The 12,328-nt window shown below is 59.8% G+C and carries 14 protein-coding genes; all 14 read left to right on the plus strand.

Going from position 1 to position 12,328, the window contains the following annotated elements; all coding sequences use genetic code 11:
- The first annotated feature begins 23 nt into the window (after positions 1-23).
- Positions 24-758 carry a hypothetical protein gene (locus AAFL97_RS17545; RefSeq protein ID WP_341645995.1) on the plus strand — a complete coding sequence of 245 codons (735 nt, stop codon included), beginning with the start codon at positions 24-26 and terminating at the stop codon, positions 756-758.
- Positions 759-765: 7 nt separating this feature from the next.
- Positions 766-2,064, plus strand: a complete 1,299-nt coding sequence (locus AAFL97_RS17550) for a HEAT repeat domain-containing protein (RefSeq protein ID WP_341645996.1) — start codon at positions 766-768, stop codon at positions 2,062-2,064.
- Positions 2,061-2,468 carry a thioredoxin domain-containing protein gene (locus AAFL97_RS17555; RefSeq protein WP_341645997.1) on the plus strand — a complete coding sequence of 136 codons (408 nt, stop codon included), beginning with the start codon at positions 2,061-2,063 and terminating at the stop codon, positions 2,466-2,468. The genes AAFL97_RS17550 and AAFL97_RS17555 overlap by 4 nt, the downstream gene beginning before the upstream one ends.
- Positions 2,455-3,675: a type VI secretion system Vgr family protein gene (locus AAFL97_RS17560; protein ID WP_341645998.1), complete on the plus strand. Its 1,221-nt coding sequence runs from the start codon at positions 2,455-2,457 to the stop codon at positions 3,673-3,675. Before AAFL97_RS17555 ends, AAFL97_RS17560 begins: the two co-directional genes overlap by 14 nt.
- Positions 3,665-4,204: a DUF6484 domain-containing protein gene (locus AAFL97_RS17565; RefSeq protein ID WP_341645999.1), complete on the plus strand. Its 540-nt coding sequence runs from the start codon at positions 3,665-3,667 to the stop codon at positions 4,202-4,204. Before AAFL97_RS17560 ends, AAFL97_RS17565 begins: the two co-directional genes overlap by 11 nt.
- 19 nt (positions 4,205-4,223) lie before the next feature.
- Complete coding sequence (locus tag AAFL97_RS17570) at positions 4,224-5,330, plus strand: DUF2169 family type VI secretion system accessory protein (protein WP_341646000.1); 1,107 nt, start codon at positions 4,224-4,226, stop codon at positions 5,328-5,330.
- On the plus strand, positions 5,327-6,379 hold the full coding sequence (locus AAFL97_RS17575) for a hypothetical protein (RefSeq protein WP_341646001.1): 1,053 nt from the start codon (positions 5,327-5,329) through the stop codon (positions 6,377-6,379). The genes AAFL97_RS17570 and AAFL97_RS17575 overlap by 4 nt, the downstream gene beginning before the upstream one ends.
- Positions 6,380-6,398: 19 nt before the next feature.
- Complete coding sequence (locus AAFL97_RS17580) at positions 6,399-6,788, plus strand: DUF4150 domain-containing protein (RefSeq protein WP_341646002.1); 390 nt, start codon at positions 6,399-6,401, stop codon at positions 6,786-6,788.
- Between the two features lie 14 nt (positions 6,789-6,802).
- Complete coding sequence (locus tag AAFL97_RS17585) at positions 6,803-8,050, plus strand: HNH/endonuclease VII fold toxin-2 domain-containing protein (RefSeq protein WP_341646003.1); 1,248 nt, start codon at positions 6,803-6,805, stop codon at positions 8,048-8,050.
- Positions 8,051-8,061: 11 nt separating this feature from the next.
- Positions 8,062-9,126: a WD40/YVTN/BNR-like repeat-containing protein gene (locus tag AAFL97_RS17590; RefSeq protein ID WP_341646004.1), complete on the plus strand. Its 1,065-nt coding sequence runs from the start codon at positions 8,062-8,064 to the stop codon at positions 9,124-9,126.
- Positions 9,127-9,164: 38 nt separating this feature from the next.
- Entirely contained in the window at positions 9,165-10,244 is a 1,080-nt protein-coding gene (locus AAFL97_RS17595; RefSeq protein WP_341646005.1) for a WD40/YVTN/BNR-like repeat-containing protein, read from the plus strand.
- 117 nt (positions 10,245-10,361) lie between these two features.
- Positions 10,362-11,654, plus strand: coding sequence for a HEAT repeat domain-containing protein (locus AAFL97_RS17600; protein ID WP_341646006.1), 1,293 nt, complete (start codon positions 10,362-10,364; stop codon positions 11,652-11,654).
- A complete protein-coding gene (locus AAFL97_RS17605; RefSeq protein WP_341645997.1) occupies positions 11,651-12,058 on the plus strand; it encodes a thioredoxin domain-containing protein in 408 nt (135 codons plus the stop codon). The genes AAFL97_RS17600 and AAFL97_RS17605 overlap by 4 nt, the downstream gene beginning before the upstream one ends.
- Positions 12,045-12,311 (plus strand): hypothetical protein, encoded by a 267-nt coding sequence (locus AAFL97_RS17610; protein ID WP_341646007.1) that lies wholly within the window; start codon positions 12,045-12,047, stop codon positions 12,309-12,311. Before AAFL97_RS17605 ends, AAFL97_RS17610 begins: the two co-directional genes overlap by 14 nt.
- The last annotated feature ends 17 nt before the right edge of the window (positions 12,312-12,328 follow it).

Raw genomic sequence — 12,328 nt, forward strand, 5'->3', positions numbered from 1 at the left:
TCCAAACAAACCGAGCAGTCACAATGAACAGAAAGTATTTTTCCTGGTCTTTCAAAGACAACCTGGACAGACTGTGCCCAGGCCAGCAAGCCTTGACAGATATTGGTAAACTCGAAACACCCTTGCCAGTTCAAGTACCGCCCGATGGCAGAGAGCTTCTCGAATTAATGCAGCGCCACTTAATGGGTGAAGTAGAGAAAGGTAAAAAATACACTTCGTTGGTCATTGGCGACACTGTCATTCATGACTCTCTGGAGCTGTGGCCAGATGAAGGTTTTGGCATTCAGTTGATTTACTGCAAAGGCTCCTTGACCATTGATGGGGATTTGTGGAACAGCGACATTTCGTCAGGCCCGATGCTTGTCGTCACCGGCGATCTGAAAGTGAGAAACTGGATGCGCGGCGGCATGGCGTGCTTCATTGGCGGCGATGTCACTGCCAGCGGACTCATCGTTGGAGAATATAACGACGGGCCACTCTTCGTTGGCGGCGACCTCAACGCTGACAATGGATACATCAAGCGGATCGAACCCTATCATTTTCTTCCCGAGTTTCAGGAGCTGCATCAGATCGCAGGGCGTATCAACGCTAAAACTCTCGACTTGGTTGCGATCAACTGGGATGAGGACAAAATCGCAGAAGTCCTGCTGCCCGAAGCCATTGCTGCTTACGATGGCGTCCCCGACGATATCCATACTCCTTCGGGCGGCGCAGCCTTGATCGAACGCTCTCTTCAGGGAAAGCCCATCTGGCGATAATTCACCGATGAGCCAAAATCTATCGGAAGCCCTCAGCGTTTCACCTATCCCCCCGCTCATCGAGCGCCATGTCGGCGATGCCGCCTTCTACTGGCTGCAACACGACCAATCCGCCACGTCCGCGCTGATCGATCTCAGCGGCCTGCTCCATTTCGACCGGCTGCTTCAGGCGCATCTCGACGGCATCACGGTCGCGGGTGATGCAGGCTGGACATTGGCCTGGGATGCGCTGGTGCGCTGGCAGGGGCCAGGCGAGGTTTTTGTCTGCGCCGTGCTGGCTCTGCATCGCGGTGCAGACTCCGGACGCCTGGATCCGACCCTGGAACAGGTCGGACACAAGCCCGAACGCATGCTGCGGGGGCTGATCAGTGCGCTTTTGTGGTGTGACGCCCGCCACGTTGTGCCGGTCATCGACACCTGGACGGCGCCGGATGCGCCGATCATCCAGCAGGTCGCTGCCTGGCGAGCCGTCGCCCGCTCATCGACATTGGCCACAAACCCGCACCTTGCCCAGCGCCTCGTCATCGCAATGCGGCACACCGAGCCTGTTGTACGCGCAGCGGCCTGCCGTGCGGCTGCGATGTTCGGACAATCCGAAGCGCTGCTTTCGAGTCTTCAGGACGAGCACCCTGCCGTCGCGGCAGAAGCCGCCATTGCTTTGGCCAGTATCGGCTCGCTCAACGGCACATCGACACTTTGGCAAAGTGTCTGGAAGCTGCTCCAGACCATGCCGGCGGGCGGGCTTGCCAGGACACTGGCCGAGCGCAGACTGCTGCGCTGGATACAGCATCTGGCATTGCTTGTGCCGACAGGCATTCCCGAGGCGCCTCGCCTGCTGGACGCCCTGCCGCCCCGTCTCGGGCTGCGCTTCGCCCTGCATCATGCCGATCCGGCGCATCTGCCCTGGGTGGCAAAGCGTATGGAAGATGCGACATGTGCCCGCCTGGCCGGCTGGGTATGGCAGTCCATCACCGGCATCGACCTGCATCAGAACGGGCTGACCCGGCACGTTTCACCGGATACATCCACCGCAGCAATCGACGATCTCGACCCGGGCCTGCCCTTGCCCGATGCGCAGAAGATAGCGGCGTATCCTGTGGCACTATCGGCAGCCCCTGCCCTGCTTGGCAAACCGCTCGACCGAGCACAACAGATGGCATTGCTGGCACACGCCCCCCAGGTACTGCGCTGGAATGTTGCCCAGCGCATGGCATCGGGCAACGGCGAGAGCGTCATGAACATCCGGGCACGTGCCAGAACACAGCGCGCCGTGCTGGACAGCATGTTGATCGAGGCAACAGCATGAACAATCGGCTCTACGATCCCTGGGACGATGCGGCGCTGCTGGCTGCGCGAGGCAGATCGCCGCTGAACCGCCTGGTCGTCGTGCTGGGCGCTGAGGCCTGGTGCAGCAAATGCCGGGACTTCAAACCGGTGTTCGAACAAGCCGCACGGCATGCACCGCCGAAGGATCTGCTGGTCTGGCTCGATCTCGAAGACCACGCCGATTTCCTTGGCGGCTATCTGCCGCAGGATCTGCCGGAGCTGTTGATCTACCGAAACACGGAGCTGGTTCAACGCGCCGTTCTGGAAGATGTCCGTCACTTCGAAGCCTTACTGGCTGCGCCGGAGCAGCAGTTCCCAGCGGAGGTCGTGCCACAGATCGCCGACTTGCTGATGCAACGGGATTGGTGTGTTGGAAAGTCTTGAATGGCTCTCTGGCCGGCACTGGGTCCATGAAGCCACCGCCGCCCCGCGACTGCGGCACGCCGACCGCCCCTTCCGTCCGCCGCTGGCCACACCCAAGCCGCGCACCCGCGGCGTCGAGACCGCCGTGGTGGTCGGCCCGCCGGGCGAAGAGATCCACACCGACGAATACGGCCGGGTCAAGGTGCATTTCCACTGGGACCGCTACGGTGCGCGCGACGGCACCGACACCTGCTGGATCCGGGTCGCCTCGCCCTGGGCGGGTTCGGGCTTCGGCGCGATCCACATCCCGCGCATCGGCCAGGAAGTCATCGTCGACTTCGAGCACGGCGATCCGGACCGCCCGATCATCACCGGGCGCGTCTATAACGCCGAGCAGATGCCGCCCTGGCCGCTGCCGGCCAACCAGACCCAGTCGGGCGTGCTCACCCGCTCGAGCAAGGGTGGTGCCGCCGGCGAAGGCCTGCGCGACGGCCCCGGCGACGCCAACGCGTTGCGCTTCGAAGACAAGAAGGGCCAGGAACAGGTCTGGTTCCATGCCCAGAAGGACTACCTGACCGAAGTCGAGCACGACGAATCGAAGTGGGTCGGCAACGACCGCAGGAAAGAGATCGACCGTGACGAGTTCAACACCATCCACCGCGACCGCACCGAGATCGTCGATCGCAACGAGAAGATCAACGTCCACGGCTGGCGCACCGAGGAGGTGGATCTGGACGAAACCCTCACCGTGCACAAGAACCGCACACGTACGGTCGACCTCAACGAATCGCTCACCATCCACAAGAGCCGCAGCAAGAAGGTCGACAACAACGAGACCGACCGCATCGGCAAGAACTGGTCCATCAAGGTCGGCAAGAACAAGACCGAGACCATCTCCATGGCCTACATGCAGAACGTCGGCCTCGGGCGCATGGAAAACGTCGGCATGGGCTACAGCCTGAACGTCGGCCTGATGATGAACACCCTGGTCGGCGTCAATCAGAGCACCCAGGTCGGCATGAACAAGACCACCAATGTGGGCAAAAACATCACCCTGCAAGCGGGCGAGTCCATCACCCTCAAGGTCGGCGCCTCCACCCTCGTCATGAAAGCCGACGGCACCATCACGCTCAACGGGCACGACTGCACGATCACGATGACGGGCGAACAAGTCGTCAAGGCCGATGGCAACATCACGATGAAAGGAGCCAAGATCCTTGAAAACTGATCCGCATCCTGAAACCTCGCCGATGCCTGCCGCGACGCCTCCCGACAGCACACTGCAAGTGCTGCTGGAACGTGAAAGCCCCCGGCACAAGCTGCCGGGTCAGGTCGATGGGCTGATGATCGGTACCCTGCACCACATCGATGAAGCAGGCCATGCACAGGTACAACCGGACAACTTCAAGGAAGGCCCCTTTCCGGCACTCTCCATGGTTCCGCTCAAGCAGGAGGATGTCGGAACCGCACGATTCGTGCTGGGCTTTCAGGACGGCAACCCCCGCAAGCCCGTGATCCTGGGGCGGGTCTGGGTGCCGCCTGCCGGTGAGGCCCCTGCCCCCGAGCCGGCGAATGTCGGCACCGAACCGTCTCCACGCCGGATCGTCCTGCAGGCCGACGAAGAACTCGAACTGCGTTGCGGAGAAGCCGTGATCCTGCTGCAGGCCGATGGCCGCATCCAATTGCGCGGCCGCTACATCACCAGCCACGCCGAAGCAGGCCAGCGCATCCGCGGCGGCTCCGTGCAGATCAACTGAGCAGCGCGCTCCACCTTCCATGGAACTCGTCTGCCTTTCCAAGCACCTCGAGGTCGCGCTGTCGACCGCGCTCGACGTCACCGGCCGCGAACACCTGGTCGTCGTTGCCAAGGCCACCTGGCGCATTCCAGGGCCGGGCCAGCGTCCGCGCCCCCTGCCGCCATGCCCGCTGGTCGTCAGCGACGAGTACTACGGTGCTCCGGGCGAGAGCGCGATGCGCTATGGCGATGACTTCGTACGCTACAAAGCCCGCTGCGACCTGCTCTTCGATGCCTGCGCGCATGCACCCGGGCAACGACCGCTCAAATATCTCGAGGCCGAAGTGCGCATCGGCACCTGGCACAAGACCGTCTGCGTCACCGGAAACCGCCAGTGGCAGCGGGGTTTGCTCGGCCTGACGCCTTCCGAGCCCGCACCGTTCACTACACTGCCGCTGCACCATGGGCATGCTTTCGGCGGCATGCGCCACTATCAGGACGGCAAACACGCCCGCTGCGAAGCCTTCGAACACAACCTCGCCGGCATCGGCTGGGGAGGACGGAAGACATGGCACACCCTGGTCGGGGAGCCGGTTGCAAACCTCCACGCCCCGGGCAAACCCATCAGGAAGCCCAACGACGATGCGCTGATGCCGACCGCACTCAGTGCCGTCGCCCGCCACTGGGCTCCCCGCATCCAGTATGGGGGAACCTATGACGACGCCTGGAAACGCGAGATTGCCCCGTTTCTGCCAGAGGACTTCGATGAGCAGTTCTTCCAGTGCGCCCCCGCCGATCAACAGATTCCTTACCCGGTGGGCGGCGAGACGGTCACGCTCACCCATCTGCTGCCCGAGCACCCCACCTTGAGCTTCACGCTGCCTCGCTTCGACGCGCTCAAGGTACGCATCCTGCGCACCGATTACAGCACCGAAACGCTCTCGCCTCCGGTCGACACGCTGTTCTTCGAAACCGAGGCGGGCCGCTTCTCGGCCGTCTGGCGTGCCAGCACCCCCATACGCCGTCGCATCCATGAGTTCGACACCATCGCGGTCGGCAACGTCGATCCGGCCTGGTGGAACGCCCGCCGCCTGGGGCTGGACGGCGCGGGCTGCCCGGGCTGCGGACAGACACAGGAGGCCGCATGAGCCTCACCTCGCAGGCCAATGAGCCGCGATTCATGCCCTTGCGTGTTGCAGACAGTGGCATTTGCTGCGCGGTCGGCTACCACGCCCAGGCAGCCAGTTGTGCCCTGCGCGCAGGCATGGATCACTTCCAGGAAAGCAACTTCATTACCTCCGATGGCTCTCCCATCCGGGTGGCGCGCCTGGACGAAGACGAGACATGGGGACCTGCGCGGCTCGCCTTGTGGGCCCGTTACGCAATCGAAGAATGCCTGGAGTTCGTGCCAGCAGCACAACGAACACAGATTCCGACGGTTCTGATCACCCCCCTACCGGATCACCCACGCACCCCGGAGCAGGCCGCATTCGAAACGGCCCAAGCGGCCCAGGAGGCACTTGAAACACGCTTCGCTCCTCACTCCAGGCTGTTTCAGGGCGGGCACGCCGATTTGGCTCAGGGACTGATTTACGCATCTGGCTTGTTGACCAGCAAACAAGCGACCCGGGTTCTGGTCGTTGGCCTCGACAGCCTGCTCAATGCTGCGACCATTACCAACTTCCTTCATCAGGAACGACTGCTTGTGGCGGGTAACAGTGACGGCTTCATCCCAGGCGAAGGCGCTGCAGCGGTCCTACTGGAGCTTGCCGAAAACACTCGTGCCCCGGGTCTGTACATCCTTGGAATCGGGCAAGGTATGGAGCCAGGGCGCCCCGACGGTAGTGTTCCCTGCCGCGCTCAAGGGCTGAGCCACGCAATACGGCAGGCCATGCAGCAGGCCAATTACGACACTACCGCTCTCTCCTTCCGCGTCAGCGACCAGAACGGCGAATCCTTCTTCGCACGCGAAGCAGCCAATGCACTCACCCGAGTCAGTACGCCGGGCGGAAACCTGCCTTCCGTACTCACCACAGCGGATTGCACCGGTGAAATCGGTGCAGCGACCGGTCCATTGATGCTGGCGTGGTTGCACAACCTGCTCTCCCACCACGATGCGCCAGGTGAATCGGGACTGATTCACCTGGCCAACGACACAGGCGAGCGCGCGGCGATCATCGTCCGGCAACAGCGGTAAAAGCACAGGAAAGCATTCCATGGAAACCCATGTATACGCCAACGACAACGAGTTCTGCTCCCGCGCAGCAGATGGTGTCTCGCGGGCGGCGTCACCCGACCCATGCTGGAGCCCTCCACCACCCGACAAAGGCCCGAGGCTCGTCAACTACTCCAACACCGCCTTTGCGCGCAATCTGCAAAACGGGACCTCCACGGTGTTCGTATGCGGCACGCCTGTCGCAAAGAAAGATGTCTCCTATCTTGCAAACAGCACCGGAAACGAAGCTGCAACCTGGTGTTTCGGGCAGGGCTACAACAGCCACGTCATCACCGGTAAGGCATATTTCACCGACTGGTCGCCCGACGTCAAAGTCGAAGGTCTGAATGTGTGCCGCCACACTGACCCGATGACGCACAATCATGCCTGAGTGGACAGTCTCACATGACCGTACCCAATACGCCTACAAACTACTATATGGACACTGCAGCGACCAAAAGGGCCTGCAGTACCGAGCTCAAACTCATCGATAAAAAATGTAAACCTACACCGCCGAAGAATGACGGAAAGCCCACACGTAAATCAGGGCTCTCTGGAAAAGTAGCAAATATCACGGATAAGCTCGATGAAGCGGCCAAGAAGACCGCTGGCTACAACAGAGACCGCAGCACCAGCGCATTCAATGGCAATGCCTGGATGGACGAGCACTGCTCTGGGTTGTGGATTACGCCTCCCCGTGGCAACGATGGCGTTACGACAGATATTCAAGACTTGATGAAGGAGATTGGCGACAAACTCGACATGGGCGTACTCGACAAGGTCGGCATGCTAAAAGATGCGGTAAAGGATATTGCCGATATTGCGCGTGAGGTAATCGACCCTTCGATAGTCGACGACATCATGTTCAAGTTGGGCGCCAAGACGGCCATCAAAGGCGGAGTAGGAGTTCTCGGCGCCGAAACGGTCGCCGCCCCCATCGCCATGGCGCTCTGGACAGCCTACGATCTCTACGACACCGCAACTACATTGGCAGAGCTGGCAGGAGACAAGGGCAAGGCCGCGCTTGAGGCATTCAAGTCGATCTACGACATCGGGGATGAGGCCAAGAAAATTGCGGATCAACTGGTCAAAGAGCCAGCGAAGGCAATGACCAACCTGATGACCTTGATGGCCAAGCTCGACCCTTGCATTCGCGCACGCAAGTGTTTACTCGTTCCTTACAAGAAAACCACCGGCAATCCGACCAAGGCCATCGCGCAAGCCAGGCATGGCGACGGATGTTGTCCGGGTCAGACAGGCCATCACATCATTCCCGATTCGGCCATCAAGGACGCAGGCTGCGCTGGATATAACGCGAATGATGCGCCGGTGATATGTCTCGAAGGAACAAAAAATGCCGAAGGATGGGGTAGTCACGGGACCGCTCATCAACAGTTAAAACTAGGCATGATTAATTATCAGGACATGAGGACTTTGGCAGGACTATCTCCGAATGTCATCAGTTACAGCGACATGGCCGATGCAGGCATTGCGGCTGTTCGTGAAACCGCCGCACGCCAGTGTGATCCAGCCTGCCTGCGAGCGCAACTCGATGAATACTACGACAAATGCAAAAACAATTCGCTCACGCCCACTGATGGCACAGGCCCATATATACCGAAATCTGAGCCTAACAATGACCAAGGTCGATAAGGAATTAAACGATGATCATCACTCTTAATGAGTACAAAAAATTTCTACAACGACGATTTTTCAGGGATTGCGCCATTCGCGACCGAAACATCTTCGTCTTCATAACTGACATGGTGTATACCGACGAAGAGGTCGAACAGGAAGAACGTGATGGCTATAACCCTTCTCTTCGGCCAAAGCAAGTTGCAAGTTTATTCCGCGATCAAGCTGTCGGCACTCAATGGGGCTGGAGTGGCCTTGAAGGCTGGGAAAGCACCATTATTGGCGCTGCCCAAAAGCCCCTGAACCAGTCGGTGAGTGTGGAACAGTTTGCAGTCTTTCCGACCATGCGCAACCGCAGCTATGTCACCGGCAGCGGCCCCGCCTATGAAGATACTCCCATTCACAGCGCCGGCAGTAAGGAGCCCAACAACTGGAGGCGTGGAGGAATTACACGACTCAAAAATATAGACGGCTGGCTCTACGCCTGCGGAGGCGGTCGTTCGTTTGCCAAACGTCTGGACAAAGGCGCTTGGCAATCCTTTACGCAAGACATCCCTCAATTGCCGGGTACTTTTTCAGAAAAGCTTGGCGCTGAAGGTTTCGAAGACTTCGATGCATACGGCGAGAACGATATTTACGCGGTAGGCGGTCACGGCGACGTATGGCATTTCGATGGCAAGAACTGGCGTCAGATTCCCTTCCCCAGTAACGAGTCACTTCGTTCTGTATGCTGCGGCGGAGATGGCAACGTCTACATATCCGGCTACGAAGGCATCACCTTCATGGGGCGTGAAAACCGCTGGAAGAAGATCCACGACGGCGGGATTTCACTCGGCTTCCGGGACATGGTCTGGCACGACGGCAAAGTCTGGTGCACCAGCGACTACGGCCTGTGGACCATCACCGATGGCCGCGTGAGGCCAGCCGACGTACCGCCCGAAGTGAGTGCCTGCTCAGGGCATCTGGCCGTAGGAGACGGGGTTCTGCTTCTAGCCGGAATGGGGGGCGCCACCTTCATGGAAAATGGACAATGGGAGCCAATCATTTCATTCTCTGCGATGGAGCAACTGGTCAAACTGGATAGAAGCCAATAGACCACCTCTATCCTGCGCAGACTATATAAAATTGTAGCGTGCTCAGCGCCTACAATGCCACTTGCTTCCGTTATATTTTCGGCGATGCTCATCAAGGCATGATTACCCTAGAAGAATTTACTGACTGCATTGACGGATATCAGATCACGGATTGCGTCGCCCGAAACCGTGACTACTTTCATTTTGTTGGACGAAACATTAAGGAGGGAGAGAAAGCGGGCGTCATGTCAGAACAGAAGGTCACCAAACGAGAAATAGGATTCTATAATGACGAACCCGTTGGCCAAAAGATCGGCTCCAGAGATTTTTATAATTTCGAACGGACCCATGTTGGTGCTGAGAATCGAAGGGAAGTGAACTCTGTCTTATTTATAGACTCAAGCGGGCAGGTTTTTTCAAAGAACAGTCAGCATAAGGGTATGGAACAACCTATTTCTATAGGCGAGGATGGTCCCCGGCGAGGCGCTATTCGCCGAGTGCGGATGATCAATGGCCTGCTGTACGCAGTGGGGACAGGTCACACGGTATGTCGGCGCAGAGGAGTCAATGACTGGGAGTCCTTCTGCTTCAACCTTCCCCTCGGTAGCCGCGCTGATCACGAGGACGAAGTGCGTTCCGAAAACATGGCTTTTGTAGACATCGATGGCTTCAGCGATGAAGACATGTACGTGGTGGCAGGCCAAGGTGTCGTATGGAACCTGCAAGGCAAGACGTGGAAACAAATTTCTTTTCCGTCCAACATGTATCTCGAATCGGTTTGCTGCGCTGGAGACGGCTACGTGTACATCGGAGCTCAGTCCGGCACGGTATTCCGCGGTCGTGGTGACAAGTGGAAGATGATTCATCGCGGCGACCTGACCCTGCCATTCAAAGACATGGTCTGGCATGCGGGCCAGCTCTGGTGCACCAACGACTATGGACTGTGGACACTGTCGAGCGACGATATAAGGCGGGTCGAGGAGATTCCATCTGAAATCATGGTCTGCGCCGGTAATCTGTCGGCTGCGGATGGCGTGATGCTGATGGCAGGCACCAACGGCGCCGCATTCCATGATGGGGAGAAATGGCAGCTGATTTTCAACTACTACCAGATGGAACAGCAACTCGCAGGGCAATGAAGGATTTCCCTTCATGAACCATGGATGATATGGATGCCGTAGTACCGAGCTCAAGCACTCCGGCATGCCCGCACACAGTTTGGACTCCTGCGCCCGTAACGGTTTTCTGGATTTTTTGTGCTCCCGATAAAACAACAAGCCGGCATCGTCGTCATTCGTCCTCTCGTGGAACGCCATGTCGGCGATGCCGCCTTCTACTGGCTGCAACACGACCAATCCGCCACGTCCGCTCTGATCGATCTCAGCGGCCTGCTCCATTTCGACCGGCTGCCTCAGGCGCATCTCGACGGCATCGCGGTCGCAGGGGATGCAGGCTGGGCCCTGGCTTGGGATGCACTGGTGCGTTGGCAGGGACCGGGCGAGGTTTTTGTCGGCGCCGTGCTGGCGCTGCGCAGGGCAGACTCCGGACGCCTGGATCAGATCCTGGAACAGGTCGGACACAGACCCGAACGCATGCTGCGGGGGCTGATCAGTGCGCTTTTGTGGTGTGACACTCACCATGTAATACCGGTCATCGACACCTGGACGGCGCCGGATGCGCCGATCATCCAGCAGGTCGCTGCCTGGCGAGCCGTCGCCCGCTCATCGGCACTGGCCGCGAAACCGCACCTTGCCCAGCGCCTCGTCATCGCGATGCGACACACCAAGCCTGTTGTACGCGCAGCGGCCTGCCGTGCGGCTGCGATGTTCGGACAAGCCGAAGCGCTGCTTTCGAGTCTTCAGGACGAACATCCTGCCGTCGCTGCAGAAGCAGCCATCGCCTTGGCCAGTATCGGCTTGCTCAACGGCACATCGACACTTTGGCAAAGTGTCTGGAAGCTGCTCCAGACCATGCCGGCGGGCGGACTCGCCAGGACACTGGCCGAGCGCAGACTGCTGCGCTGGGTACAGCATCTGGCATTGCTTGTGCCGACAGGCATTCCCGAGGTGCCTCGCCTGCTGGACGCCCTGCCGCCCCGTCTCGGGCTGCGCTTCGCCCTGCACCATGCCGATCCGGCGCATCTGCCCTGGGTGACTGGGCAGATGGAAGATGCGACATGTGCCCGTCTGGCCGGCTGGGTATGGCAATCCATCACCGGCATCGACCTGCATCAGAACGGGCTGACCCGGCAGATTGCACCGGATACACCCACTACAGCAACCGACGATCTCGACCCGGGCCTGCCCTTGCCCGATATGCAGAAGATCGCGGCGTATCCTGTGGCACTACCGGCGGCCCCTGCCTTGCTTGGCAAACCGCTCGACCGAGCACAACAGATGGCATTGCTGGCACACGCCCCCCAGGTACTGCGCTGGAATGCTGCCCGGCGCATGGCATCGGGCAACGGTGGGAGCGTCATGAACATCCGGGCATGTGCCAGAACACAGCGTGCCTGGCTGGACAGCATGTCAACCGAGGCAACAGCATGAACAATCGGCTCTACGATCCCTGGGACGATGCGGCGCTGCTGGCTGCGCGAGGCAGATCGCCGCTGAACCGCCTTGTCGTCGTGCTGGGCGCTGAAGCCTGGTGCAGCAAGTGCCGGGACTTCAAACCGGTGTTCGAACAAGCCGCACGGCATGCACCGCCGAAGGATCTGCTGGTCTGGCTCGATCTCGAAGACCACGCCGATTTCCTTGGCGGCTATCTGCCGCAGGATCTGCCGGAGCTGTTGATCTACCGAAACACGGAGCTGGTTCAACGCGCCGTTCTGGAAGATGTCCGTCACTTCGAAGCCTTACTGGCTGCGCCGGAGCAGCAGTTCCCAGCGGAGGTCGTGCCACAGATCGCCGACTTGCTGATGCAACGGGATTGGTGTGTTGGAAAGTCTTGAATGGCTCTCTGGCCGGCACTGGGTCCATGAAACCACCGCCGCCCCGCGACTGCGGCACGCCTGGCGCCAGACCCGCCGCGAACACCCGCGCGCCGACCAGAACCGCGAACTGACGCTCATCGCCGTCCGCTACGACATCACCGACAACGACTACGACTACGAAGGCAGCGTCGGCAGCACCGCCAGCCGCTTCCACGTGGACGTCGAAGCCATCCCTGACCTGCCCGTGATTTTCGGACCAGGGATAAGTTGAGAGAATGGCCCTCGCCA

Origin of the sequence: Thauera sp. SDU_THAU2 (genome assembly GCF_038260575.1) — a bacterium.
In the GTDB taxonomy this organism is placed as follows: domain Bacteria; phylum Pseudomonadota; class Gammaproteobacteria; order Burkholderiales; family Rhodocyclaceae; genus Thauera.